This window comes from Terrihabitans soli (assembly GCF_014191545.1).
Lineage (GTDB): Bacteria > Pseudomonadota > Alphaproteobacteria > Rhizobiales > Methylopilaceae > Flaviflagellibacter > Flaviflagellibacter soli.
This window is the reverse complement of sequence record NZ_AP023361.1, coordinates 1,898,921-1,925,763: the sequence shown is the minus strand read 5'-3', so window position 1 is coordinate 1,925,763 and position 26,843 is coordinate 1,898,921. Positions and strand designations below refer to the sequence as shown.

The 26,843-nt window shown below is 62.4% G+C and carries 20 protein-coding genes and 1 tRNA gene; 16 read left to right on the top strand and 5 right to left on the bottom strand.

Annotation, left to right across the window (positions count from 1 at the left end):
• Positions 1 to 24 precede the first annotated feature (24 nt).
• The 14 genes from IZ6_RS09965 to IZ6_RS09900 all read left to right on the top strand — a co-directional run bounded on the left by IZ6_RS09965 (position 25) and on the right by IZ6_RS09900 (position 17,676).
• Entirely contained in the window at positions 25 to 705 is a 681-nt protein-coding gene (locus IZ6_RS09965; protein WP_222874910.1) for a GntR family transcriptional regulator, read from the top strand.
• 129 nt (positions 706 to 834) lie between these two features.
• Entirely contained in the window at positions 835 to 2,211 is a 1,377-nt protein-coding gene (locus tag IZ6_RS09960; RefSeq protein ID WP_222874909.1) for an MmgE/PrpD family protein, read from the top strand.
• Positions 2,212 to 2,236: 25 nt separating this feature from the next.
• Positions 2,237 to 3,148 (top strand): methylisocitrate lyase, encoded by a 912-nt coding sequence (prpB, locus tag IZ6_RS09955; RefSeq protein ID WP_222874908.1) that lies wholly within the window; start codon positions 2,237 to 2,239, stop codon positions 3,146 to 3,148.
• Positions 3,149 to 3,151: 3 nt separating this feature from the next.
• A complete protein-coding gene (locus IZ6_RS09950; protein WP_222874907.1) occupies positions 3,152 to 4,552 on the top strand; it encodes an MmgE/PrpD family protein in 1,401 nt (466 codons plus the stop codon).
• A 174-nt stretch (positions 4,553 to 4,726) separates the two neighbouring features.
• Complete coding sequence (gene tcuA / locus IZ6_RS09945) at positions 4,727 to 6,241, top strand: FAD-dependent tricarballylate dehydrogenase TcuA (protein WP_222874906.1); 1,515 nt, start codon at positions 4,727 to 4,729, stop codon at positions 6,239 to 6,241.
• A gap of 22 nt (positions 6,242 to 6,263) precedes the next feature.
• A complete protein-coding gene (locus tag IZ6_RS09940) occupies positions 6,264 to 7,667 on the top strand; it encodes an MmgE/PrpD family protein (protein ID WP_222874905.1) in 1,404 nt (467 codons plus the stop codon).
• Positions 7,664 to 8,413, top strand: a complete 750-nt coding sequence (locus IZ6_RS09935) for an electron transfer flavoprotein subunit beta/FixA family protein (RefSeq protein ID WP_222874904.1) — start codon at positions 7,664 to 7,666, stop codon at positions 8,411 to 8,413. The genes IZ6_RS09940 and IZ6_RS09935 overlap by 4 nt, the downstream gene beginning before the upstream one ends.
• 14 nt (positions 8,414 to 8,427) lie before the next feature.
• The gene (locus IZ6_RS09930; protein ID WP_222874903.1) at positions 8,428 to 9,360 is read left to right on the top strand and encodes an electron transfer flavoprotein subunit alpha/FixB family protein; all 933 of its coding nucleotides are present in this window, start codon (positions 8,428 to 8,430) and stop codon (positions 9,358 to 9,360) included.
• 161 nt (positions 9,361 to 9,521) lie between these two features.
• Positions 9,522 to 10,277, top strand: a complete 756-nt coding sequence (locus tag IZ6_RS09925; protein ID WP_222874902.1) for an SDR family NAD(P)-dependent oxidoreductase — start codon at positions 9,522 to 9,524, stop codon at positions 10,275 to 10,277.
• Between the two features lie 40 nt (positions 10,278 to 10,317).
• The gene (locus tag IZ6_RS09920) at positions 10,318 to 11,709 is read left to right on the top strand and encodes an MmgE/PrpD family protein (protein ID WP_222874901.1); all 1,392 of its coding nucleotides are present in this window, start codon (positions 10,318 to 10,320) and stop codon (positions 11,707 to 11,709) included.
• Between the two features lie 82 nt (positions 11,710 to 11,791).
• Positions 11,792 to 12,874, top strand: coding sequence for a Bug family tripartite tricarboxylate transporter substrate binding protein (locus tag IZ6_RS09915; RefSeq protein ID WP_222874900.1), 1,083 nt, complete (start codon positions 11,792 to 11,794; stop codon positions 12,872 to 12,874).
• 135 nt (positions 12,875 to 13,009) lie between these two features.
• The gene (locus IZ6_RS09910; protein WP_222874899.1) at positions 13,010 to 14,983 is read left to right on the top strand and encodes a tripartite tricarboxylate transporter permease; all 1,974 of its coding nucleotides are present in this window, start codon (positions 13,010 to 13,012) and stop codon (positions 14,981 to 14,983) included.
• Between the two features lie 25 nt (positions 14,984 to 15,008).
• Positions 15,009 to 16,511: an MmgE/PrpD family protein gene (locus IZ6_RS09905; protein ID WP_222874898.1), complete on the top strand. Its 1,503-nt coding sequence runs from the start codon at positions 15,009 to 15,011 to the stop codon at positions 16,509 to 16,511.
• 79 nt (positions 16,512 to 16,590) lie between these two features.
• Complete coding sequence (locus IZ6_RS09900; RefSeq protein WP_222874897.1) at positions 16,591 to 17,676, top strand: AbrB family transcriptional regulator; 1,086 nt, start codon at positions 16,591 to 16,593, stop codon at positions 17,674 to 17,676.
• 35 nt (positions 17,677 to 17,711) lie between these two features.
• Here the strand turns inward: IZ6_RS09900 and IZ6_RS09895 are convergent, their stop codons facing one another.
• The gene (locus tag IZ6_RS09895) at positions 17,712 to 20,033 is read right to left on the bottom strand and encodes an acetamidase/formamidase family protein (RefSeq protein ID WP_222874896.1); all 2,322 of its coding nucleotides are present in this window, start codon (positions 20,031 to 20,033) and stop codon (positions 17,712 to 17,714) included.
• A gap of 256 nt (positions 20,034 to 20,289) precedes the next feature.
• Between IZ6_RS09895 and IZ6_RS09890 the strand changes: the two genes are divergently transcribed.
• Positions 20,290 to 21,735: an acetamidase/formamidase family protein gene (locus IZ6_RS09890; RefSeq protein WP_222874895.1), complete on the top strand. Its 1,446-nt coding sequence runs from the start codon at positions 20,290 to 20,292 to the stop codon at positions 21,733 to 21,735.
• A 92-nt stretch (positions 21,736 to 21,827) separates the two neighbouring features.
• Here the strand turns inward: IZ6_RS09890 and IZ6_RS09885 are convergent.
• The 3 genes from IZ6_RS09885 to IZ6_RS09875 all read right to left on the bottom strand — a co-directional run bounded on the left by IZ6_RS09885 (position 21,828) and on the right by IZ6_RS09875 (position 25,549).
• Positions 21,828 to 21,902: transfer RNA gene (locus IZ6_RS09885), tRNA-Thr, on the bottom strand.
• An 83-nt stretch (positions 21,903 to 21,985) separates the two neighbouring features.
• Positions 21,986 to 23,674 (bottom strand): methyl-accepting chemotaxis protein, encoded by a 1,689-nt coding sequence (locus tag IZ6_RS09880; protein WP_222874894.1) that lies wholly within the window; start codon positions 23,672 to 23,674, stop codon positions 21,986 to 21,988.
• A gap of 201 nt (positions 23,675 to 23,875) precedes the next feature.
• Complete coding sequence (locus tag IZ6_RS09875) at positions 23,876 to 25,549, bottom strand: MFS transporter (protein ID WP_222874893.1); 1,674 nt, start codon at positions 25,547 to 25,549, stop codon at positions 23,876 to 23,878.
• 183 nt (positions 25,550 to 25,732) lie between these two features.
• Here IZ6_RS09875 and IZ6_RS09870 point away from each other — a divergent pair, with 183 nt between their 5' ends.
• Positions 25,733 to 26,011, top strand: a complete 279-nt coding sequence (locus tag IZ6_RS09870; RefSeq protein WP_222874892.1) for a hypothetical protein — start codon at positions 25,733 to 25,735, stop codon at positions 26,009 to 26,011.
• Here the strand turns inward: IZ6_RS09870 and rlmB are convergent.
• A complete protein-coding gene (rlmB, locus tag IZ6_RS09865) occupies positions 26,008 to 26,829 on the bottom strand; it encodes a 23S rRNA (guanosine(2251)-2'-O)-methyltransferase RlmB (protein ID WP_222874891.1) in 822 nt (273 codons plus the stop codon). The two genes, IZ6_RS09870 and rlmB, sit on opposite strands and share 4 nt — an antisense overlap.
• Positions 26,830 to 26,843 lie beyond the last annotated feature (14 nt).

The following is a 26,843-nucleotide window of genomic DNA, read 5'->3' as shown; positions in this document are numbered from 1 at the left end:
ACGGCTTAGCCTTATGGGATCTTGATGGCACGAGAGCGGATTAAGAAGACGGCCGCAGATAACGTCCCGCTGGCGCAGCGGGCCTATGACGCGGTGCGCGACGCAATTGAGAACGGCGGCTTTGCCCCCGGCGACCGCGTTTCGGAATATCGCATCGCGGATCTGCTCAAGATAAGCCGCACACCTGCCCGGGAAGGGCTGCAGCGGCTGCAGGCGGAAGGCCTGTTATCCTACCATCCTCGCCGCGGGCTCGTCGTGGCGACGCTCGACGACGACGCGCTGAAGGAGCTGTTCGCCTCCCGGGAAGTGCTGGAAGGCGCGCTTGCGGCACAGGCCGCCATCAATGGCTCGGGCCCTGAGCTTGCAGCCTTGATTCGCCATTCCGAGCAGGAGCCCGCTCTCATCGGCGACCGTGCGGCGATGTATGAGCACAACAAGGTCTTTCACGAACTGATCCGGCGCGCCGCTCATAACCGCTATCTTCACCGCTTCAGCACGAGCCTTGATGACGTCGTTGCCGCAGACCGGCGCGGGTCTTCTCTCGTGCTTCCCGAACGGCAAATCGCGGTCGTCGCGGAGCACCGCAAATTGGCCGAAGCCATTGCGGCGCGTAACGGTCCGGCCGCCGCGAAGGCGTCCTCCGATCATATCAAGGCGGCCTTCGCCGCACGCCTTCAGGTCGCACTGATGGACGGAAACTCCTAAGGCATTCCGAGAATCTTTGCCGCCGGGCGCGTGTCCGCGCCGGCCCCGGCTTGTGCCCCAAATAAAATGGTATACAGTAGCATGCTATCGCGGTTGCGATGGGCAGGACTGAAGCCAAAAGAGGGCGACATGGGCAGTGTGACGGCGCAGCGCGCGACCAGTGTTGAGACGGGACGGGGCGACCGGATCGCAAGCTTTGTCGCGGAGGCGGGGACTCGAGACTACCCGTCCGAAATCATCCACGCCGCCAAGCTCGCTCTGGTCGACTATTTTGCCTGCGCCATCGGCGGCAGCGGCGATCCTGCGGCACGCTCCACCAAAGCGGTGGCCGAGCAATGGAAGGCGCCCGGCGCCGCCCAGGTCATCCGCGGCGGAAAAACAAATCCGGCCATGGCCGCTCTCGTCAACGGGACGATGGCGCATTGCCAGGACTATGACGATACGCATATCGGCGGCGCCGGGCACATCAGCGCTCCTGTATGGTCAGCGGCGCTCGCCGTTGGCGGTCATCGCGGCAGCAGTGAATCGGCCGTTCTTTCGGCTTTCATCACCGGCTATGAGGTCATGGCGCATCTCGGCACGGGTGGCATTCGCGGCATCGGCCGCAACATGCAGCAGTGCGGGTTTCATCCGACGGGCGTGAACGGTGTCGTCGGCGCGGCGGCCGCGAGCGCGACGCTCTTGGGTTTTGACGAAGAGCGTTCGGCCAACGCGCTGAGCGCGGCGGCAACATCTGCGGCCGGATTTGTCGCGTCCTTCGGCAGCGACTCAAAGCCTTATCATGCGGGCCGGTCGGCCATGAACGGGATCCTCGCCGCCGATCTCGCCGCGGAGGGATTTGTTGCGGCCAAAGGCCTGTTTGAAGTCGAGAACGGCATGCTCGACGCCCTTATTCAGGATCGTCGCGCGATCATTCCCGAAATCGATTTCAGCGACGGGTGGGAGCTTCTCAACAACGGCTACAAGCCGTTCGCCTGCTGCCGCGCGACCCATGCATCGATCACCGCCGCCCACAAACTGACCGAGAAGGTCCGGGGCCGCAAGATCGCCCGCGTCGAAAGCAAGGTCCACTACAACGCACCGTTCACGGCCGGCAAGACCAATCCCCAATCGCCTCTGGAGTGCAAGTTCAGCGTGCCTTTCTGCATCGCCGCGGCTCTCTGCGGCTACAAGATGGTGGCCGCCGATTTCGATGAGCCGATGGTGTGGGATCCGGCGGTCCGCGCCATTCTCCCGAAAGTCGAGTTGAAGCCGCAGCGCGAACAGCCGCAATTCGAAGCCTATATGGATGTCTGGCTCGAAGACGGCGAGCACCTGCAGTCGGAGACGAAGCTGTTTCTCGGCCATCCGCAGAATCCCATGTCGACGGAGCAGTTCCAGGCGAAGTTCATGTCGCTTGTCGAACCCTCGCTCGGCGGGAAAAAGGCGGAGCGCCTGTTTGCAACGCTCATGAAGTTCGATGAGCGCGGCGCACTCGCGGAAACCATGAATCTGGTTTCGGCCTGAAATCACGCACACGGAAAATCTAAAGATGTCGATTGACTGGCTGGACGGCCAAACACAGGGGCGCGCCAATCGCGCCGCCGCATTGCGCGATCTTCTGGCCCGCAAGCAAAGCGTCGCGGTGCCAGGTGCCCCCGACGGCATTACCGCGGTCATGGCGAAGAAAGCGGGTTTTGAGGCGCTGTACCTTTCGGGAGCCGCCGTCTCCGCGTCCATGGCGCTGCCCGATCTTGGAATGCTGACGCTCGAGGATGTTGTGCGCCGCGCCCGCGAAGTCGTGCGGGCCTCGGGACTTCCTCTGATCGTCGATTGCGATACGGGTTTCGGCGAAGCCTTGAGCGTGATGCGCACCGTCCGCGAGCTGGAAGAGATCGGCGCTGCCTGCATCCAGATCGAGGATCAGCAGCTTCCGAAGAAATGCGGCCATCTCAACGACAAGGCCATCGTTCCCATCGAGGATATGTGCGCCAAGATCTCGGCGGCAAAGCAGGCCTCATCGGAAATCCTGATCTGCGCGCGCACCGACGCGGTCTCGCAATCCTTCGATGAAGGGATCGAGCGCGCCAACCGTTATGCTGCCGCGGGCGCCGATATTATATTCGTCGAAGCGTTGACCTCGCACGAACAGATGCGCACCGCCCGCGCACGCATCAAGGCGCCGCTCCTCGCCAATATGACCGAGTTCGGCCGGACGCCCCAGACCTCGCTTTCGGATTTCAATGCGCTTGGCTTTGAGCTGGTGATCTATCCGGTCTCTGCGTTCCGTATCGCGGCGGCGTCCATCCGGGCGTTTTTATCCGAGCTGAAGACGCAAGGGGAAGTCGGAAAAAGCGTCGAGCGCATGATGACGCGATCCGATCTCTACAAGACCATCGGCTATTACGATTATGAGGCGCTCGACGCGAAGATCGTAACAACATCTCTTGAATCGGGAGCATAGATCATGGGGCACGCCTCCATTGGTAACGAGTACACGCGTGCCGTCGCCGATTATGTATCGAAACTGCAATACGAGGATGTGCCGGCGGATGTCCTGCACCGGCTCAAACTGCTCGTTCTGGATTCTCTCGGCTGTGCGCTCTACAGCGCCAACCTGCAATGGTCGCGCATATTGCAGGATACGCTGCGCGCCGTCGACACGAGCGAAGTTGCGACCATTATCGGCACCTCGCGCCGCAGCTCGGCGCCGCATGCCGCCCTCATCAACGGGACGCATATTCAGGGTTTTGAGCTCGACGATGTCCACCGGCAGGGCGTGCTGCATGTCGGCGCGGTGACGCTTCCGGCGCTTCTTGCGGCAACCGATATCCATCGCGGCGGTCTGTCCGGACGCGATTTCCTGGCGGCGGCGCTCGCCGGTTATGAAGTCGGCCCGCGCGTCGGCATCTGCATGGGCCAGGAACATGTCGGGCAGGGATGGCATTCGGGCGCAACGGTCGGCGTGTTCGCGGGAGCGGCGGCGGCATCGCGTGCGATGGACCTCACTCCCGAGCAGACCGTGCACGCGCTCGGCATCGCCGGCACGCAATCGGCCGGTCTGATGGCAGCGCAGTTCGGCGCCATGGTGAAGCGCATGCATGCCGGCCGTTCGTCGCAGAGCGGGCTCTACGGCGCTCTGCTCGCAGCAAACGGTTTTACCGGCATCATCGATGTGTTCGAAGCGCCTTATGGCGGCTTCTGCACGACCTTCTCGCGCTCCACCGATCGCTTCGATCTCGAAGAACTGCGCAAGGGCTTCGGTTCCGTTTACCAGACGAAACGGATCGCCCTGAAATTCTATTCCTGTGTCGGCTCAAATCACACGACGCTGGATGCGGTGCGCGCCATCCGTGAACGCCGGCCGTTCGAGATCGCCGAGCTCGACAAGATCGTCGTGCACGGGTCGCAGGTCACGGTCGATCATGTCGGTTGGGAATACCGGCCCGAGGGCCTGACATCGGCGCAGCTGAACCTGCCTTACTGCGTCGCGACCTTGCTGCTCGATGGCGATGTGTTCGTCGATCAGTTCAAGGATGAGCTGGTGGCGGATCCGGAGCGCATGCAGCTTCTGAAGAAAGTCACCGTTCTCCACGATCCGGCGATCACCGCTCAAGGGTCCAATTTCAGGCACAAGGTCCGGGTCGAGGTCCATCTGAAGGATGGCAGCGTCCACCATGAGGAACGCGAAGCGCCGCGCGGCAGCGAAAAATCCTTCGCAAGTGACGAGGACATCTTCGACAAATTCCGCAAGCTGTCGGCAAAAGTGTTGCCGGCGGGGCACCAGCAGCAGCTGATCGACGCCGTCATGAATCTCGAACGGCTGCCGGACGCGCGGCAGCTGACCGCGCTGCTGTCAGTCCACTGATTTTTGCGGCGTCCCGGAGAGTGAAACCGCCGCGGGAATGTCTGCGGCCGCGGAGCGATGCGTGACGCCTTGGCTACAGTTGTTCCTTCACGGTCTCGATCTTCCGAAATCCGCTTGCAGGCAAAGAGATGCTGTGCGTAGAATGCCATGGTATACCAAAAAGTGGGTGAGGCGATGAACGTAGACGAACTCGCATCGAAGCAGGTTGATGTCCTGGTCGTTGGCGCTGGAAATGCCGCTCTGTGCTCGGCGATCTCAGCGCATGAGAATGGAGCCAGCGTTCTGATCATCGAGGCGGCGCCCTTTGAGGAGAGGGGCGGCAATTCGGTGTTCACCGGCGGCGCGTTCCGCTTTGCCTATGAGTCGCTCGACGATCTGCGCAAAGTGTGCCCGACCCTCGATCAGGAAGATCTGGCCAATATCGATTTCGGTACCTACACGACCGACCAGTTCTTCGACGACATGTACGAGCTGACCTCCTACCGCACCGATCCGGAGCTTTGCGAGGTCCTGGTGCGCAGCAGTCTTGAGACGGCCATTTGGGTCGCGCGTCAGGGCGTCGAGCTTCGTCCGGGCCTGGGGCGTCAGGCCTTCAAGGTCGACGGCAAGTTCCGGTTCTGGGGCGGACTTGCCCTGCATATTTCCGGCGGCGGCCCGGGTCTCATGGAGGCGCTGTACAAGAACGTCGAGAAGCGCGGAATCGAGATCGTCTATGATTGCCCGGCGCAGAGTCTCATCGAGGAGAACGGACGCATTACAGGCGTCCGCGCGCAGCTGAAGGGACGCGGCGTCACCATCAATGCCGGCGCTGTCATCCTTGCCTGCGGCGGCTTCGAATCCAACACCGAGATGCGTGCCCGCTACCTCGGGCAGGGCTGGGACATGGCGAAGGTGCGCGGCACGCGCTTCAACATGGGCCGCGGTCTCACAATGGCGCTCGACGCCGGCGCCAAGCCGCACGGCAATTGGTCCGGCTGCCATTCGGTCGCCTGGGACGTCAACGCTCCTCCGACCGGCGATCTCAGCGTCGGCGATCAGTTCCAGAAGCACAACTATCCCTTCGGCATCATGGTCAACGCGCGCGGCGAGAGATATGTCGACGAAGGCGCCAATTTCCACAGCCATACATACGCAAAATATGGCGGCGAGATCATGAAGCAGCCGGGCATGTTCGTCTGGCAGGTCTTCGACTCGAAAGTGTCTCACCTCCTGCGTTCGGAATACCGCATTCGCCGGGTGACCAAGGCGGAATCGGACACGCTCGAGGGGCTGGCCGAGAAGCTGGAAGGCGTCGACAAGAAGCAGTTCCTGGAGACCGTTTACGCGTTCAACGCGGCCTGCAAATCCGACGTCGCGTTCGATCCGAACATTCGCGATGGCCGCTCGACCACCGGGCTTGCGATCGACAAGACGAACTGGGCGAATGCGCTCGATACGCCTCCCTATCACGCCTACCACGTAACGACAGGTGTGACCTTCACCTTCGGCGGGATCAAGGTCACGCCGTCGGCTCAGGTCGAGGATGCGTATTCCGGAGTGATTGATGGCCTTTACGCCGCGGGCGAAATGGTCGGCGGCCTGTTCTTCGAAAACTACGCCAGCGGAACGGGCCTGATGTCCGGCGCCACTTTCGGCCGGCTTGCCGGCCAGGGCGCGGCAGAGTTCGCAAAGACGGCGAAAGCCGCCTGAGACGGATGAGGCAGGGGCCGACATGAAGAAGGTCGAAACGACAAATGCGGAGACCGGCGGCAAGACCGCCGCTCTTGCAAGCTTTGCCGTCGAATTGAAGGCCGAGCAGATTCCGCAATCGGCGCTCCGCGCCGCGCGTCACTGCCTGACCGATGCAATCGCCTGCGCCTTTTTCGGCAGTCTGTTCCCGTGGTCGCGGATCGTTGTCGATGCGACGGAGCGCCCGGCCGGCTTAACGCCGGTGCCGGGCCTTTCCGTGAAGACCGATCCCGGCACTGCCGCGCTTCTCGGCGGAACATTTGCTCACGCGTTCGAGCTGGATTCGCTGCGCAAGCCGGGGGTCGGCGCTCATCCGGGTGCAACGGTGGCTCTTCCCGCGCTGGCGATGGGGCAGGCGCTCGGTAAAAGCGGCGTTGAGGTTCTGGCTGCAATCGTTGCCGGCTGTGAAGTCATGTTCCGCATCGGCCTTGCGACGCTGCACAGCGCCGAAGCGCGCGGCTTCCACGCTCCGGGCATTACAGGCGTGTTTGGATCTGCGGTCGCGTGCGGCCGGCTTATGGGGCTAAACAAGAGCCAGATGGCCAATGCCTTCGCCATTTCGGGCTCGATGACCGGCGGTCTGCTTCGTTTCGCGGCCTCCGGCGACGGCGGAATGATCAAGCGGCTGCATCTTGGCCGGGCCGGGCAGAGCGGTGTGTCGGCGGCGCGTCTGGCGATGGCAGGCTATGAAGGCCCGAGCGATGTTCTTGAAGGCCATTTCGGCGTGCTCGAGAATTTCGCGGAACATTCCGACAGTTCGCAGCTGATCGATGGCCTCGGCACGCGTTACGAAATCGAGAAACTTTGCCTGAAGCGCTATGCCTGCCATGTCACGGCGCAGGCGCCGGTGCAGATGCTCAGGGATTGGATGTCCGAGCACGGCTTCGACGGATCGCATATTGCGTCGATCCACGCCGATGTTCCGAAAAAGCTTGCGTCCAATCATGCCGATCGGGAACCCGGCGGCGATCTTGCGCTGGCTCAGTACAGCCTGCCGTTCATGCTGTCCTTCGCCAGCTTTTTCGATATGGACGATCCCTTCGTATTGACGGTGGACGCGATCAAGGATGCCCGCGTCCAGGACCTGGCCGGCCGCGTCGAATTGAAGGCCGATCCCGAGCTTAAAGGTTGGGCGACACGGGTCCGCGTCTCGCTCAAGGACGGCCGCGTATTCGCGGGCGCTCCGTCGAGTTTCATCGGCTGTCCGGAAATGCCTCTCGACGAAACTCAGCTGCGTCAGAGATTTGCTCGTCTGACGGCCGCGTTTCCGCAAGAGCCGATGGGGCGGCTGCTCGGCCAGCTCGAAGGACTGAAGGACGTATCGAATATCCAGTCGTTGAACCTTTCGGTGCAGCCGACGACAGCGCAGACAGGAGTGGCCGTTTGAAAATCCTGGTCGCCGTAAAACGTGTGATCGACCCGAATGTGCGGGTGCACGTAAAGGCCGATAAATCCGGCGTCGAAACCGCAAACGTCAAGATGACGATGAATCCGTTTGACGAGATTGCCGTCGAGGAAGCCGTGCGGCTGCGCGAAAAGGGTGTGGCGAGCGAAGTGGTGCTGGCGTCGATCGGTCCGGCTCAGGCCGTCGATACGCTTCGGGCGGGCCTGGCGATGGGCGCAGACAGGGGAATCCTTGTCGAAGCCGCAGCCCCGGTCGAGCCGCTCGCCGTCGCAAAGCTGCTGCGTGCTCTTGCTCTGGAAGAGAAAGCCGAACTCGTCCTGCTCGGCAAGCAGGCCATCGATGACGACGCGAACCAGACCGGTCAGATGCTGGCGGCCTTGCTCGGCTGGCCGCAGGGCACGTTTGCCTCGAGCGTCGAGATCGCCGAAGGCGCAGTCCGCGTGACGCGCGAAGTCGATCGCGGTTTGCAGGTTATCCGTCTGCAGCTTCCTGCGGTGATAACCACGGACCTTCGGCTCAACGAGCCGCGATATGCACCGCTGGCCGATGTCATGAAAGCCAAGAAGAAGCCTGTATCGAACACGACGCCCGACAAGCTCGGCGTCAATATTGATGCGCGGCATGTCGTGCTGTCCACCGAAGAGCCGGCGGCGCGTGCCGCAGGCCGGCTGGTGAATTCCGTCGATGAACTGGTCGACTGCCTGCGCAACGAAGCGCGCGTGATTTGAGCGCGGAGGGATCGATGGCCACTCTTCTGATCGCAGAACACGACAACACCACGCTGAGCGAACTGACGGCCCGCGGGCTGAGCGCAGCGAAAGCTCTCGGTGCTCCGGTGACCGTGCTCGTCGCCGGCGCAAATTGCGCGAAGGCGGCGGAATCCGCGGCCCGGCTCGATGGCGTCGAAAAAGTTCTTTTGGCGGATGCGCCGCATCTGGAACACCAGATGGCGGAGCCGCTTGGCCTTCTGATTGCCGGACTGGCAGGAGACTTCGACGCCGTTATTGCGGCAGCAAGTACGAGCGGCAAGAACGTGCTTCCGCGCGTGGCGGCGCTTTTGGATGTGATGCAGGTGTCCGATGCCGTGGCAATCGTGGCGCCCGATACGTTTGTCCGGTCGATCTATGCCGGCAGCGCCCTTCAGACCATCCGCTCGACCGACGCAAAAAAGGTCATCACCGTGCGGGTCAGCGCCTTTCCTGCAACCCCGGAGAGCGAAAAGACGTCGCCGGTTGAAAAGGTGGACGTCCCCGCGGATCCGGGATTGTCGGCATTCGAGACCGAGGAAAAGCCCAATGACGAGCGCCCCGATCTCGGCGGTGCGCGCATCATCATTTCGGGTGGACGGGCCTTCGGCTCGCGCGAGAACTTTGCGAAATACCTTGAGCCTCTTGCCTTGAAACTGGGGGCGGCCATCGGCGCTTCGCGCGCCGCGGTCGATTCAGGCTACGCCGCCAACGATCTGCAGGTCGGTCAAACGGGCAAGATCGTGGCCCCGGATCTTTATATCGCCTGCGGAATCTCGGGCGCCGTACAGCACCTCGCCGGCATGAAGGAATCCCGCTGCATCGTCGCCATCAACAAGGATCCCGACGCACCGATTTTCCGCATCGCCGATTACGGGCTCGTCGGCGACGTCTTCGAGATTCTGCCGGCGTTTGAGCAGAAACTCTAGGCTGCACCCGGTGCTCCCCGTCAATCGCCATTACGCGTTCTCTGACGCACACGTGACGAAGCCGTGCTTGCCGGCATTGCAAAATGGTATACTATGGCATTCTATAGAGTGCAGAGTGGTGGGACGCGGGATCGGGATTACCGGGTCAGGGGAGCGCGGTCGTGACAAGAGCAAGAGAGCTTGAAGGCAAGGTTGCTGTTGTTACAGGCGCCTCGCGAAATATCGGGCGCGCCATCGCGCTGGCTTTTGCCGATGCCGGGGCGGCGGTCGCAGTCATCGGCAGGGCGGATCGCGCCGGCCTCGATGAAACGGCGGCATTGATCAAGGCAGCCGGCGGCCGCGCAATTGTCATGCTCGGCGATGTGCGCGACGAAGCTTCCGTCAAATCGTTCATCGACGGAACGGTCGCCGAGTTCGGCCGTCTCGACATCCTCGTCAACAATGCCGCGATCCGCGTTGAGGAGCCGGTCGAGAAGGTCACCTTCGCATCTTGGCGCAACGTGACCGCAACAATTCTCGACGGCGCTTTTCTCTGCGTGAGCGCCGCGCTTCCGCATCTTCTGCGCTCGGACGCCGGCCGCATCATCAATATCGGCGGCCGCACCGGCCATACCGGCAGCCGCGATCGCGTGCATGTCGTATCTGCAAAGGCGGGATTGATCGGCATGACGAAGGGGCTCGCGATCGAGCTCGCGCCGAAGAAGATCACCGTCAACCTTATCTCGCCCGGCCTGATCGCCACGGTGCGCGGCGCCAGCACGAGCGGCCCGACCGAAACTTCGGACAAGATGGCGCCCGTCGGCCGACGCGGCACCGCCGAAGAAGTCGCAAATATGGCGCGTCTCCTGGCCGGCCCGGACGGCGGCTATATGACCGGCCAGTCCATACACATCAACGGCGGTACGTTCATGCCGTAGAGCGGCAGTGCAGGTGCATAGGTTATCGAAATAGGGCGCGATGAGTACTGAATCTGAACTCAGTCCGATGGAAGCGTTGAGCGGCTATATCGCAGCCGCTGCTGCAACGCCGTTGCCGGACCGCGTCGTCGAAAAAACCAAATTTCATCTCCTGGATACGATTGCGGCCATCGTCTCCGGTGCGACTTTGCTGCCGGGCCAGAAGGCCATCGAATATGCCGGCTTGCTGGGCGGGAAGCCCGAAGCCACCGTCATCGGAACGAACATCAAGACCAGCGTCGCCAATGCCGCGCTTGCCAATGGCATGCTGGCTCATGCCGACGAAACCGACGACTCACATAAAGCGTCGCGATCCCATCCCGGCTGCGCCGTCGTGCCGGCCGCGCTTGCGATCGCCCAGAAGAACGGCACGTCCGGCGCGGCTTTGTTGCGCGGCATTGCGGTCGGCTATGATGTCGGCGCGCGCATCAATCGCGCGCTGTCTACTCAGAAGCTCTACGACGCCGGCCACGCCACGCACGCCTTTGCCGGCCTCTTCGGCGCAACGACCGCAGCGGGCGCACTGGAAAACCTGTCGGCTCAGCAATGCCGCTGGCTCATGTCGTATGCCGCGCAGCAGGCAGCCGGCATTACATCCTGGCGCCGCGATCCGGAGCACATAGAAAAAGCGTTCTGCTTCGGCGGGATGCCGGCGCGCAACGGCGTCACCGCGGCCACCATGGTGGCTGCCGGCTTTACCGGTGTGGACGATGTGTTCTCCGGCCCGCGCAATTTCTTCATGGCGTTCGGCCAGGACCCGAACCCGTCTTTATTGTCCGAGGGTCTCGGCAGCCGTTTCGAAATCATGGAAACGACGCTGAAGAAATGGTCGGTCGGTTCGCCCAATCAGGCGGTTCTCGATATGGGCCAGGCGATGCAGCAGGAGCATGGCATCGCTGCCAGCGACGTGAAGCGCATTTCGCTCGTTATGTCGATGAAGGAGACGGTCGTTGCCGGACAGTCGATGCCCGACATCAACGGCAAGCATCTTCTGTCTCTGATGCTTCTCGATGGAACTCTGACATTTGCGTCCTCGCACGATCACGAGCGCATGCACGATCCGGTCGTGCTCGAATTCCAGCAGAAGATTGATCTGTCCTTCGATCCGTCGGTCGAACATCGCAAGCCGGTCATGCATATCGAGATGAACGATGGCCGCGTCTTCACCCGCCCCGCCGAAGCCGTGCGCGGCACGCCCGACAATCCGATGACCAAGGAAGATGTGCTCACAAAGGCCCGCGATCTGCTGACGCCAACCCTCGGCGCAGCGGGTTGCGAGGCCGTCATCGATGCCGTCTGGAAACTCGATTCCGCCGCCAACATCACTTCGCTCATGGCGACGGTACAGAGCGATGCTCCGAAAGCAAAAAAATTCGGAGGCGCTTCGTCTTAACCTGAGTGGAGACTGACGTACTGACGAACCGGGAACGTGGTTCGAAAAACCTACAATAAGTAACGAAACTGGGGAAAGAAACATGAACCTGAAGCAGAAAATGATCGCCACGCTCGGCGCGGTCAGCCTGGTTAGCGCCATGGCCGCCGCCCCCGCCGTGGCAGCGGACTTCACGGGCAAGACCATCCGCGTCGTTGCCCCCTTCGCACCGGGCGGCGGCGGCGACCTCTGGACGCGTCTCGTCGTTCCGCATCTTGCGCGGCATCTGCCGGGCAAGCCGACGATGATCATCGAAAACATCGCGGGCGGCGGTCAGGTCACCGGCGCCAACACGTTTGAACGCGAAGCGACCAAAGACGGCCTGACCGTTCTGACGGTGAGCTCGTCGCTGTTCTTCAGCTATTCGCTGGCGCCGGATGCGAAGAAGATCCAGTTCGATCCGCATAAATGGCGAGCCGTCGCCGCATCGCCGGTCGGCAGCGTGTTCTATGTCAACCAGGATCCCGGTGTGAAGACCGCGAAGGAACTCGGCAAAGTCGAAGACGGCAAACTTGTCGTTCCGATTGCGGCTCCGCGCGGCAGCGATATTCGCACGCTGCTCAGCCTCGAACTGCTCGGAACCCAGGCTCGCCCCGTGGTCGGCCTCGACGCGTCGGAAGCGAACCTTGCCTTCTTCCGCGGTGAGCTCAACGGCGGCCGCGAGACGGCCGGCACCTTCAAGCAGGCCTTCGAGCCGCTCGTCAAAGAAGGCAAAGTGATCCCGCTGTTCTCGTTCGGTTATCCCGACAAGAACGGCAAGCTCGGCCGCGATCCGGAATTCCCGGATCTTCCGTCGTTCGACGAAGCCTACAAGCAGATTCACGGCAAGGATCCGTCTGGCCCCGCCTATGATGTCTGGAAGGTCTTCTTCTACAGCGGCGTCATCAACTCCAAGGGCATGGTGCTGCCCGGTGGCTGCCCGCAGGATGTGGTCGATGCCTACGACAAGGCCTTCGAAGCGATGTCCAAGGACCCGGTCTTCATCGAAGCCGCCAAGGCCGAGCTCGGCGGATACCCGCTGGTCCTCGGCGATGCGGCCCAGAAGAGCTGGGAGAACGCAATCACGATGAGCCCGGAAACCCGCAAATGGGTCGACGAATGGCTGAAAGAGCGTTTCAAGATCTGATGACATGACATCGGCCGGCGGCTTTCGTGCCGCCGGCCTTTTTGTACCGATTTTTTTCAGTTTGCAGCCGGCATCCGTGGCGGAAAATCCGCAGCATCTCATGCCGTTTTCTGAATACCCCCAGGAGAGTCCGTTATGGACGTCATTTTTGCCAGCCTCGCCGATGTGCTTTCGCCGGGTACATTCATGTACCTGCTGTTGGGCGTGGGAATTGGACTTCTCGTGGGTATTCTGCCGGCGCTCGGCACGACGGCGGGTATGGCGCTTGTCGTTCCGTTTATTTACGGCATGGATCTCATGTCCGGGATCGCCATGATGACCGGCATTCTTGCCGTGGTGGCGACGGGTGACGTCGTTACATCGGTGTTGATGGGCATTCCCGGCGGCGGCAGCGGATCGCAAGCAACGATGATCGACGGTTTTCCGATGGCCAAGCGAGGGGAGGGCGCGCGCGCTCTGTCGGCGGCCTATGTCGCCTCGATGTTCGGGGGCATTTTCGGTGCGGCAGTTCTGACGGTCGCGATCATCGTCGCCAAACCGATCGTGCTGTCCTTCGGTACGGGTGAATTGCTGCTGCTCACTCTGCTCGGCATCACCATGGTCAGCGTTCTCTCCGGATCGAGCCTGGTCAAAGGATTGATCTCGTGCGGTATCGGCCTCTTGTTCGGCGCCGTCGGCGGCGCCCCTGCAACCGGCGAGCTGCGCATGATCGTCGGCGACTTTTTCTATCTCAGTGATGGGTTGCCGCTTGCAGCAATCGCGCTCGGCCTCTTTGCGCTTCCCGAGATCGTGAGCCTCCTGCGCCGCGGCGACGCGATTTCCGACCGTCCGCCAATCGGCGGCGGATGGATAAAGGGCGCGCGCGACGTCATCGCCAATAAATGGCTTGTGGTGCGCTGCTCCGTCATCGGTGTCATCATCGGCGCGCTGCCCATCGGCGGTTCGGAATGGTTTGCCTACGGCCACGCCGTGCAGACATGCAAGCCGCGCGACAATTTCGGCAAAGGCGATGTTCGCGGCGTCATCGCGCCGGAATCCGCCAACAATGCCAATGCCGGCGGCGCACTCATTCCGACGCTCGTGTTCGGCATTCCGGGTTCAGGATCGACGGCGATTTTTCTCGGCGGTCTCATTCTGCTGGGCGTTCGGCCCGGCCCCGACATGGTCGGCAAAAATCTTGAGTTGACCTACACGATCATCTGGTCGCTCGCGCTCGCCAACGTGCTCGGCGCGGGAATTTGCTTCCTCATCTCGGGTGGGCTCGCTCGTCTCACGACGATCCGCATGGCCTATCTCGGTCCGGTCCTGCTCACCATCTGCTTCCTCGGCGCCTTCCAGGCGTCACGCAGCTGGGGCGATCTCATCGTTCTGTGCGCCGTCGGATTTGCCGGATTATTCTTCCGGCGCTTCGGCTATTCGCGCCCGGCCTTCCTCGTCGGCTTTGTGCTGCAGAACAATATCGAGGCGCTGCTGTATCAGACCATGCAGTTCTATACGATCGACCGGCTGCTCTCGCGGCCGCTGATCTGGGTGCTCTTCGGCATCGTCGCTGTGTGCCTCTATGCGGGTCTGCGCTATCGCCCGCAAATCGAGACAGAGGGCACATCTATCGCGCTGACGCGCCGCGAGACCCTGCCGCAGTTTGTCTTCCTCGCGGCTCTCGCGCTCACCGCGCTCTACGCGATCTACAGCGTGTGGGATCTGTCCTTCCTCGGTCAGGTTTTCACGGTGATCATCGCCGGCATCACGCTCGTATGCATCGCGGTCGGCGCCTTCTCGCTGTACCGCTACCGCGAGAAGAGCATCATGGCGTTCGACTCCGAAGCCCGGTGGCGCGAGGGAGAGAACGGATATCGCGTCGGAGCCATGCACTACATGGCCTGGATCTTCGGCCTTCTCGGCATGATGTATCTCGTCGGTTTCGTCCTCGGCATGGCGATCTTCATTATCTCGTTCCTGTGGATCGAAGCGCGTGCGCGGTGGACCGTCATGCTCGGTCTGGCAGTGGGCACGACAGCATTCCTCGCTCTGCTTTCGAATGTGATGGTCATCCATTTTGCCACCGGCCTTCTGCAGGGCTGGGTGAGCATGCCGTGGCCGTTCAATTGATCTTGGGTAGGGTGGAGAGCGTTTTATGAAGCGTGTTGAGGTTCGTGCACATCGCCCCAAAGAGCGTCCCGAACGTTCGACGGAGTTGGCATGGAGATTGGCGGAGCTTGCGACCGCCAACGCCCCGGACGATGACGCTGTCACCGAAATGGTCATCAACCGTTTCATCGACAACGCGGCCGTGGCGGTCTGTGCGCTTGACCGCGCGCCCGTCAGCGTCGCGCGGGCGCAGGCGCTGGCGCACACTCGCCCGGGCGGCGCGGCGATCTTCGGCGTCCCGAACAACATACGGGTCCATTGCGAATGGGCGGCCTGGGCAAACAGCGCTGCGGTCCGCGAGCTCGATTTCCACGACGCGATCATTATCGATACGGGCTGCCACCCTGGCGACAACATTCCCTCTCTGCTCGCAGTGGCTCAGCAATCCCGTCGCAGCGGCATGGATCTCGTCCGCGCCGTCGCGGTGGCCTACGAAGTGCAGATCGCCCTCGCCAAGGACATTCCGATTTCGTCCTTCGCGTTCGACCATGTCGGTCACCTAGGTCCGTCGATTGCCGCGGGACTTGGAAAGCTTCTCGGGCTGTCGAGCGAAGTCACTTATCAGGCCCTGCAGCACGCCGGGCATGTCTCGCTGTCGACCCGTCAGGGACGCAAAGGCATGCTGTCCTCGTGGAAGGCGTTCGCGCCGGGACATGTCGGCAAGCTGGCGATCGAGGCCGTCGACCGCGCCATGCGCGGCGAATCCAGTCCGTCGCCGCTCTATGAGGGCGAGTATCTCGGACGGCTGATGGGCGGCCCGGACGTTGCCTATACGATCGGCCTGCGCGATGCGGACGAGCCGCGCGCCGCGATCCTCGAGAGCTACACCAAAGAGCACTCGGCCGGCTATCACGGCCAGGCGCCGATCGATCTTGCCTTCAAGATGGGCCGCCAAATCAAGGATTTCGACTCCATTGAGAAGATCGACATCCACACCAAGGAACGCTCGCATTATGTGATGGGGTCGGGATCGAACGATCCGGAGAAATGGGATCCGAACGCAACGCGCGAGACCCTCGATCATTCGATGATGTTCATCTTTGCCGTCGCGCTGCAGGACGGCACCTTCCATCACGACAAGAGCTACGCGCCGGAACGCAAACAGCGTCCCGACACCGTGCGGCTGTGGAAGAAAATCCAGACCGTGTTCGATCCCGAATGGGAGCGCCGCTTCAAGGAGCCGCCCTCGATCGACAAGGATCACGGCGCCCGCGTCGTCATCACCTTCAAGGACGGAACGCAGATGGTCGATGAAATGGCCGTGGCGAATTCCCATCCGCGCGGCGCGGCGCCGTTCAAGCGTCCCGACTACATCAAGAAGTTCCGCACCCTGACGGAAGGCATCATCACCAGCGAGGAATCCGAACGCTTCCTCGATCTCGTGCAGCGGCTGCCCGAACTCGGCGCGGCCGAGGTAGATGCGATCAATGTGCAGCTCGATCCCAAGCGGTTGGCCGCCGCATCGCAATCAGTTCAGGGGATCTTCTGATTTTCTTTATGTCCGACGCTCACCATTTCGACCCGCCAGCGCGCCAGCCCGCCTGACATTACCAAGATTGGTCTCCGCAATGTGGCGCCCTGCCATCGAGTGGATCTGGATTCGCAATACGCTGCTTGCATTGGCCTGCGGGTTTGCCGGCGGCTATTTGTTCGTAAATCTTCACATCCCATTGCCCTGGACCTTGGGATCGCTGACGGCTGCGGCCATTCTCGCGGTCTTCAAAATACCGTGGAAACTGTCGCTACTGTTCAGGAACTTCGCCCGGCCTACTTTGGGAGTGATGGCGGGGAGCAGTTTTACGCCGGCGGTCGCGCTCGCTTTGATCACCTGGTGGCCGGCAATCCCGGCGCTGCTGCTCTTTTCAATTCTGATCACCACACTCGGCTGGGTCTACTTCACGCGGGTCTGCAAGCAGAACAATGTCACCGCGGTGTTTTCCGCAACGCCCGGCGGTCTCGGCGAGTTGTCATTGCTCGGTTCGCAGCTCGGCGGCAATATCCGCGTCCTTGTTCTCGTGCATACGACGAGGGTCATCACCGCTGTCGTATGCCTGCCGTTCCTGGTGCGTTTGATCGCGCACCACTCGGGCGCCCCGATGCCCGTGCCGCATCACGCGAACGCTCTTCCGCTGACGCTGGCCGATTGCGCACTGCTGATAAGCTGCGGCGCCGCCGGTTTCTTTATCGGGCGGCCGTTCCGGCGGATGGGCGGCATCATGCTCGCTCCGCTCATGATCAGCATCGCGGTTCACGTGACGGGCTTTTCAACGGCAAGCCCGCCAGGATGGCTGATCGTTATCATGCAGGTCATCATCGGCTCGATTGCCGGAGCACGCTTTGCCGGGATCACCGCGCTCGAACTTCGCACGACGGCCCTGCAAGCCTTCGGCTGGGCCATTATCATGCTGTCCGCGGCCGTCCTGATGGCGAAGGTGACGACAAACTTTCTCAACGTGTCGTTCCCGGCGCTTATTCTGGCGTTTGCGCCGGGCGGCTTCTCCGAGATGACCATTCTGGCCTATGCGATGGGCTATGAGATTGCCTTCGTCGTCACATGCCATGTGTTCAGGGCGGTCACCGTCCTGCTTATCGCGCCGACCCTGTCGCGTGTGCTGGCGCGGGAAGGCGACAAGGACCGCGACGAGGAAGACTGAGGCGGGCAGGGCGTCGCCGACATTTGGAAGCGGCTTTACTGGAACATGGATTTTCGGATCACGGCGTGCACGCCCCAATTGCCGTCGGCGACCTGGGTGATGCCGAAATCGACGCCGACCGAGATCAGCGAGATCGCCTGATCTTCGGACAGGCCCCAGGTGTCCATCAGGAAGCGGCGCGTGCCGCGGAAGGCCGAGCGCAGCGCCTTGGATAACGAGGATTTTTTGTAGACCTCCGACTGCGCATTGCGGCCGAGTTCGCGCAGATAATTCGGATAGCTGAAACCGTGCAGCACATATTCCTGCGGCGTTTCGAGAAGCGGAGCGGACAGGCCGCGCAGATGCGGTTTCATCTGTCCGTCCTTCTTATGGACGGTGAAGCGGAAGGTTCCGGTGAGCGAGGCCTCGAGACCCGTGCCGTTGATCTCGCCGTCGCCTTGCGCGAAATGGCCGTCGCCCACGGAGAAGAGAGCGCCGGGCACCGCGACCGGCAGATAGAGCGTCGTGCCTTTAGCGGCGCGCCAATTGTCGATATTGCCGCCGAAATAGCCGGGCGGAATGCTGTCGATCAGATCGCTTTCACGCGGCGCGACCGCCATGCAGCCGAAATGCGGGCGCAGCGGAACGCGTACATTCTGCATGATGCCGTGCAGTTCTTCGACCGATGTGTGATCGACCGGAACGCCCGGATAATCCATCGTGTCGTGACGCACGCCGAACGGATCGACCTGCGGTGTCCAGCGATACGAATAGACCGCGCGCGCGAACGCGCCGTCCGGGTCCATCTCATAGATCGTGACGGTCTCGCGCTTTTTCGGCTCGGCCAGAAGATCGGAATATTGATAGCCCCACCAGGCCGAGGCGTTTGAGGCGAAGCAGCGGCCCGCATAATCCGGATTGGCGCTCGGCCGCGGCGCGATGTCGAGAATCTGGACTTCAAGAATATCGCCGGGCTCGGCTTCCTTGATGAAGACGGGACCGGTGAAGATATGGACGCCGAAACCTTCGCCCGCGCCGCGCCCGAGGATCGAGGCGTTCATCGGCCCGGCGCCGCGCCGCTCGACATTCTTTCCCTCCGCCGTCCAGTGGAACACGCTCTCGGCGCCGGCATCGCCTTTGATCATGCGCTCGTAATCGTCGAAGGCATGCTGCGTCAGCGTTTCGATCACGACTTCCGAACCGGATGACACACGCAGCACCGGCGGGATGGAGCGGCTGAGATAGCCCCAGTGCACATTGTCCTTGTTCACGCGAATCTGGTGACGCGGATGGCGCGAAGGTTCGGCGGCGCCGGCGCGCTCGCGGATTTCGCGCACGCGGGCCGCCGGGCCGGGCTGGCTCGTGCCGACGACCGTATTGTGCGGCAGGCTCTTCTCAATAGGCCGTCCACGCTGCGGATAGATTTTTGGCAGGCGCTCGGCGGCGTTGCGGAAGGCGCGCGGAGAAGTGCCGTAGGCGGCGCTGAAGACGCGGCTGAAATGCGCAGGGTCTCGAAAACCCCAGCGAAAGGCGATCTCGGCAATGCCGTCGGCGGCATGCCTGGGATCGCTGAGATCGAGCCGCGAACGGTCGAGCCGCCTCTGCCGGACATAGTCCGAAAAGGTCGTGTCCTGCAGTTCGAAGAGTTTCTGGATGTAGCGCTGGGACAGCGCTTCCTGCGCCGCAATCGCCGCCATGGATAGACCGGGATCGACGAGCCGGACCTCGATGGCCGCCGTCACGCGGCGGAAATGCGCGGTCTGCGTCTGCGTTCCGCCTTCATCCTCGAGCCGCGCTTCGCCGAGCAATGCGCCGGCGATGAGCTCCGTCACCGCGATCTCGGCGGAGGCGAGGTCGGCATCGCCGATCTGCTCGAAATGCAAAACCAGCGTGCGCATAACGGGACGCACCGCCGCGGCGGCGACCGTAGCACCCAGCACGGCCGGCAATTGGATGCGTGTGCGCCCGAGCCGGCCGAGCAGCCGGTCGCGCGGGATTTCGAGCATCAGGATTTCGAAGTCTTCGCGCAGATCGAGCGTGAAGTTCTGGGCCCGGTCCGCGATGGATACATCGCCTTCGGCAAATTCGCGCGTCAGCGCACCGCCGCGCAGTTCGCCGCGCCCGTCGGTGTGGAACATGACGACGAGGGGATCGCCGCTTTTGCGCAGGCCGGCATTGGCGATCTGCTGAGGGGAGGAGCGCATGCGGGCCAGCATCGCGCCGCTCGGCGAGCGCATGATGCCGATATCGCCGGCGAGCAGCATTCCCTCGGGCACCCGGCTCGCAAGGCCCACGGATGCCAGCGCCTCGGCCCAGGCATCGCGCTGGCCGGCGAGCGGGAAGGCGTCGATCGAAATGACGGTCGGCCCGGCTGACATGTCTCCTCCTGCGGAAAGCCCCCTCAATACAAGCAAGCTGGGACAGGCAAGACGCACGCCATCCTGCGGTGAGTGGGGTCGGGTGGCAAGGCAGGCGTGTGCTCGCGCCTTTGTCCCGGCGCGCACAAAAACTTGGACACGCGCGCGTTGCGCCATGAGGCAAGAGATTGGGCGTGTCCGGTCATTCCTCCCAAGGCCGTCCGGCCGCAGCTTCCGATCCATGCGCCGCGGGGGCGCCGGAGAGATGGAGGCAAACATGTGCGCCGGAGATGATGTCAATTGTCCCGAGTTTGAACGGCATCGGGCCAAGATGCGCGAAGCGCTCGGCATGGAACGCCGCAGCTTTCTGAAAAGCGCCTTTGTGGCGACGGGCGGCGCGGCGGCGCTCGCCGCGGGCACGGCCTCGACTCTGGTGACGCCGGCCCTGGCGCAGGCCTCTGCCGCCAAGGCGCCCGACCAGCCGAGCTATCATTACCTGCCGGCCAACGACCAGACGGTCCATTGGGGCTATTTCTCGAAAAAGCTGAAGCCGCAGGTCGAGATCGATTCCGGCGACATCGTCACCATTGAAGCGCTGACGCATCACGCCAATGACGATGCCTCGCTGATGATCAAGGGCGATGAGGGGGCCGAAAGCGTCTTCTACTGGACGAAGGATCAGAAGAAGGTCGCGCGCCGCGGCGCCGGCGATCCGAACGACACCAAGCTCGGTGGCGGCGGCGGTCTTGGCGTTCATATCTGCACCGGGCCCGTTTTCGTGCGCGGCGCGGAGCCGGGCGATGTGCTCGAAGTACGCATCGTCGACACCAAGTTCCGGCCGTCCATGCATCCCGATCACAAGGGCAAGGCCTTCGGCTCGAACGCCGCAGCCTGGTGGGGCTTCCATTACAAGGAGCTGCTGGACGGACCGCGCGAGGTCATCACCATCTATGAGATGGATGCGAGCGGCGCGCGCAATTGGGCGAAGGCGGCCTATAATTACAAATGGACGCCGCAGACCGACCCGTCGGGCGTCGTGCACAAGACGATCGATTATCCGGGCGTTCCGGTCGATCATGCGACCATCAAGAAGAACACAGATGTGCTGAAAGGCGTGCGCGTTCCCATCCGTCCGCATTTCGGCGTTATCGGTCTTGCGCCGAAGGAAGCCGATTACGTCAACTCGATTCCGCCGAGCTATACCGGCGGCAATATCGACAACTGGCGCATCGGCAAGGGCGCGACGATGTATTACCCCGTCGCGGTCGAAGGCGCGCTGCTGTCGGTCGGCGACCCTCATGCCTCGCAGGGCGATTCAGAAATGTGCGGCACGGCGATCGAATGCTCGATCACCGGCACGTTCCAAATCATCCTGCACAAGAAGGCCGACATCGCTGGCACGCCGCTCGAACAGCTCGAATATCCGATGCTGGAAACCAAGGACGAGTGGCTGATCCACGGCTTCAGCTATGCGAACTTCCTCGCCGAGCTCGGCCCCAATGCGCAGAGCGATATCTTCGGCAAGAGCTCGGTCGATCTCGCGCTGAAAGATGCGTTCAAGAAAATGCGCACCTTCCTGATGACCACCAAGGGCCTCACCGAAGACGAAGCGGTGTCGCTGATGTCGATCGCGGTCGATTTCGGCATTACCCAGGTCGTCGACGGCAATTGGGGTGTTCACGCGGTTATCAAGAAAGAGATCTTCGCCGACGCCAGCGTCTGACGCGAAGCGGGCGAGGGTTCAAGTCTCTCCGCCCGGCCCTCGATCCCGCAAAAAGCCGCCCGGGAAATCTCCCGGGCGGGCTTTGAATTTCCTGGTGCCGGATGAGGGGATTGAACCCCCGACCTTCGGTTTACAAAACCGCTGCTCTACCGCTGAGCTAATCCGGCGCCGGGAGCAGGGATAGCCGAGCCTTCCTTGATCGTCAAAAGATGATGGCGGGACCCTTCGGCCCCGCCATTGTGGACGCTTCTCAGGCCGCGCGGACGGTCTCGATAAAGGTGCCTATGCGGCCGCGCAGAACGGTCGCCTGCTGGGCCAGCGCCTCCGAAGCCGAAAGGATTTCGGTGGAGGCTTTGCCGGTTTCCTGGGCGACGCGGCTGACGCCGACAATATTGGATGAGACTTCCTGCGTGCCGGTCGAGGCTTGGGCCACGTTGCGGGCGATCTCGCCGGTTGCCGCACCCTGTTCTTCCATGGCGGCGGCGATGGCGGTCGAGATGGCGTCCATACTGCCGATCGACTCGTTGATGCCGCCGATGGCCTCCACGACGCCCGCCGTCGCCTGCTGAACCGCCACAATCTGGCTGGAGATTTCCTCGGTCGCCTTAGAGGTCTGCGCGGCGAGCTGCTTCACTTCCTGAGCGACGACGGCAAAGCCGCGGCCCGCCTCGCCCGCACGGGCGGCTTCGATGGTGGCGTTGAGCGCCAGAAGGTTCGTCTGAGCCGACACATCGCCGATGAGGCCGACGACCTGGCCGATGCGTTGGGCATTCGAGTCGAGACCTTGAACCACGCCGAGCGCCTTGGTTGCCTGTTCGATGGCCTTTGAGCTGATCCTTGCTGCCGATGCCACTTGTTCGGCGATTTCCTGGATTGAGCGCGAGAGCTCTTCGGCTGCTGCAGCGACGGTCTGAACATTGTTCGTCGCCTGTTCGGCAGCGGCAGCCACCGAGGTCGATTTGTTGCTCGTCTCTTCGGCTGACCGGCTCATCACGCCGGCGTTCTGCTGCAGCTGTTCGGCGGAGGAGGAGACGCTCTGCACGACATCGAGAACCTCCGCCTCGAACTGGTTGGCCAGATCGTTCATCACCTTTCGCTTCTCGTCCTGGGCGCGCGCCGCAGCATCGCGCTGGTCTGCCTCGTGCTTCTTCACTGTTATGGCGTTCTGCTTGAACACTTCGACCGCACCGGCCATGGCGCCGATCTCGTCGCGGCGCTGTGTCGAGGGCACCGTCACCGAGATATCGCCCTGCGCCAGCGATTTCATGACGCCGGTCATGCCGGCAATCGGAGGAACGATCGAGCGGCTCATGACATAAGTGAGCGCTATTGCCGCGAGAACGCCGACGGCAAGGCCGCCCATCATCAGCTGCACGGACAGGGCGGCGAGACTTTGATTTTCGATGGTGCGCGCTTCCGCATTCTGCTCAATGACGTCGGCGGCTTTGCCCATCGCCTCTTCGAGCGTGCCGAATTTTTCGATGAAGGCTGCAAGCTTCTCGCGCGCCGCTGCCGGCTCCTGCAGCGCCATGGGCACGATGGTCTCCGCGGATGTGATGTATTCGGCAAGCGGCTGTTCGAGAGCGGAGAGCGTGGTGTCGATCTCTTCGGGGAGCGGCAAGGCCTTGTTGGTCTCGACATTCTCCTTGAACGCCGCGACATGCTCGGCAAGGTCCGTCTTGACCTCGGTCTTCTGCTGTTCGGTGCCGGCGGTTCCCGCCTCGATCGCGGCCAATACGTCGCCGCGCAACGCGTCGTGCATCATGTCGGCGGCCATGTGGTGACGCAGGGCGCTCGATGCGGTCTGCGATGTTTCAATGGCGCCCGAAAGAGACGTCGCGGCCCAGATGCCGACCCCGGCGATACCGCCGGCGAGAAGGATCGTTGCCATGCCGTTGATGAGAAAAACGCGCTGTAGTCCGCGCGACCAGATTGCCATGTGTGCACCCCAAGAAAAGCCGGTGTCCGCTCAAACCGGCGCCGCCAATGTGCGATTCTGATAGCGAGATATGCTTAATTTTTAGAAAAGTTCCAAACTCTCGCGCGGCTTCGTGTGCCGTAACTGTCTGAACCAAAAAACAAAAACGGCCTCGCCTGAGCGAGGCCGTCTCTGTTGCGGTCCGCCGTCTTTGTCAGGCGGTCAGTGCCAGTGGTCGATCTGGCGGTCCTTGGTTTCCGGCAGGAAGAGGAGGCCGATGATCAGCGTCATCACCGCCACGACGATCGGATACCAGAGACCGGAAAAGATATTGCCCGTGGACGCCACAATGGCGAAGACGGTCGGAGGCAGGAAGCCGCCGAACCAGCCATTGCCGATGTGATAGGGCAGCGACATGCCGGTGTAGCGGATGCGCGTCGGGAAGAGTTCGACGAGCAATGCTGCGATCGGTCCGTACACCATCGTGACATAGAGCACGAGGATGAACAGAAGGCCGATCAGGGTCAGCGTGCGGCTGTCGGACAAGACGCCGCCGATGGACGGCTGCTTGACGATCGACGCATCGCCCGCCTTCGGATAGCCGGCCGCCTGAGCGGCTGCGATCAGAGAAGCGTATTTGTCGTCGATCGTTGCCGCCGTGCCGTTGACCTTGACAGCAAGCGGCGTTCCGGCCGCAGCGTCCACGAGGTCATAGTGCATGGAGTTGGTCGCGAGCGTCCGGCGGACCGTGTCGCACGGCGCGGTAAAGGTGCGCACGCCGACAGGGTCGAACAGATTGCCGCAAGTGGCCGGATCGGCCGCGACTTCGATCTTCACATTCTCGGTTGCCGCGATCAGCGCCGGGTTCGCGGTCTTGGCGATCATGCCGAAGAGCGGGAAGTAGGTGAGGGCGGCAATCAGACAGCCTGCGAGCAGGATCGGCTTGCGGCCGATCTTGTCGGAGAGCCATCCGAAGAAGATGAAGAACGGCGTGCCGAGCAGAAGGCTCGCCGCGATCAGAAGGTTCGCGGTTGTGCCGTCCACCTTCATGGTCTGCGTCAGGAAGAACAGTGCGTAGAATTGCCCTGTGTACCAGACGACGGCCTGGCCGGCCGTGCCGCCGAGCAGCGCGATCAGCGCGACCTTGGCGTTTTCCCACCGGCCGAAAGCTTCGGTCAGCGGTGCTTTCGACTGCGAGCCTTCTTCCTTCATTTTCTGGAAGGCCGGCGACTCGTTCAGCGAGAGACGGATCCAGATCGAGAAGGCGAGAAGGATGATCGACAGCAGGAACGGAATACGCCAGCCCCAGGCCGCGAAGTCCTCCGGCGTCATCGACAGGCGCAGCGTCAGAATGACGACGAGCGACAGGAAGAGGCCAACGGTCGCCGTGGTCTGAATCCACGACGTATAGAGGCCGCGTTTTCCGTGCGGTGCGTGTTCGGCAACATAAGTCGCCGCGCCGCCATATTCGCCGCCGAGCGCAAGGCCCTGCAACAGACGACAGACGATGAAGAGAACAGGCGCCGCGTAGCCGATTGAGGCATAGCTTGGCAGCAGGCCGACGACGAATGTCGCAAGACCCATAATGGTCATGGTAACGAGGAAGGTGTATTTACGGCCGATCAGATCGCCCAGCCGTCCGAAGAACAACGCGCCGAACGGACGCACGGCAAAGCCCGCGGCAAACCCGAACAGAACGAAGATGAATTTTGCGGTGTCGTTGGTGCCGGGAACGAAGGTTGCCGCGATATTGGCGGCAAGCGAACCGGCGAGATAAAAATCGTACCACTCGAAGACGGTGCCCGCCGACGAGGCGATGATCACCTTTCTTTCTTCCCGGGTCATCCCGCGGGCCTTTGCAGGCGTGCGCGAGCCTTCAGCTGTTGCTGTTGCCATGGCGTTGTCCTCTCCGGCGGCCGGTCACGAGGACGTAAGAATCGCCCTTCAGCCGGACGCTTAGTTATTGACGCCGGTGATCCGGCGCTGAGAGGAGCTTACGATGGGGTTGCAGATTGGACATACGACTTTGGTGCAAATTTGGGAGGAATTCCTGCTGAAATATGGGGCTCGCGGGTCCATATGCGGATGATGACACGGAAAACCCTTGCCGCTCTCGGGACAGTGATGGTGCTTGCCGCGCTGGTCGAGCCTGTTTTGGCGGCCCCGCCGGTCAATCGCTGGGGGCTCGAATATAACCGGCCGACGCGTGTGCCCCGCGCTTCCGATCCCTTCGTGCACAAGCCGCCGGTGCGCGTTTACCGCAAGCCGAAGCCCGAGCCTGTGGAGCCGGCGGAGGTTCCGCCTCTGCCGAAATACGGCAAGCCGAAGCCGGCCATTGAGCGGATTCCGGGGACTTAAGGTTTAGTCTTCTGGCTTGCGGCGTAGAGCGCTATTGCCGTTGCGTTCGAGACGTTGAGGCTTTTGATGACGCCCGGCATGTCCATACGGGCCAGCACGTCGCAATATTCGCGGGTCTTTTGCCTCAGACCTTTGCCTTCGGCGCCCATCACGAGGGCCAGCGGCCGCGTCATCTTGATGTCCGCGAGATCTTCCGGCGCCTCCGAATCGAGACCGATCCGCAGATAGCCACGGAATTTCAGCTCATCGAGCCCTTCGGCGAGATTTTTAATGGTGACGATCGGCACATGCTCGAGCCCGCCGGAGGCGGATTTGGCCAGAACGCCGGTCGCCGACGGGGAGTGGCGGTTGGTCGTCACGATGGCGTCGACCGCAAAGGCGGCGGCGGTCCGGACGATGGCGCCGACATTGTGGGGATCGGTGATCTGGTCGAGCACAAGGACAATGCCGTTATCGGGCAGGTCCTCGATGTCGGGTGCGCTGAGCGGCTCGGCCTCTATATAGAGACCCTGGTGGACGGCATCGTCCGTCACCAGCCGGTCGATCTCGCCGGGCCGCACCTGTTCCGGCTGAATGCGCAGCGGCACGCCTTCTTCCTCAAGGCGCTTCAGGGCGTTCTCGGTCGCGAGGAACTTCTTGATCTTGCGCTTGGGGTTTTTGAGCGCCTCGACGACGGGGTGCCAGCCGTAAAGGACCGGGCGGTCATCGCCCGTGCCCATGATCCGGCCGCCGCGGCCCTTGAAGCCCGGGCGCAGCGGCAGCTTGGACTTCGGTTTGTTGCCGGGGCGCTTGGCTGGCGGTTTGGGAGGGCGGCTCATGCCCGCGTTCTGTC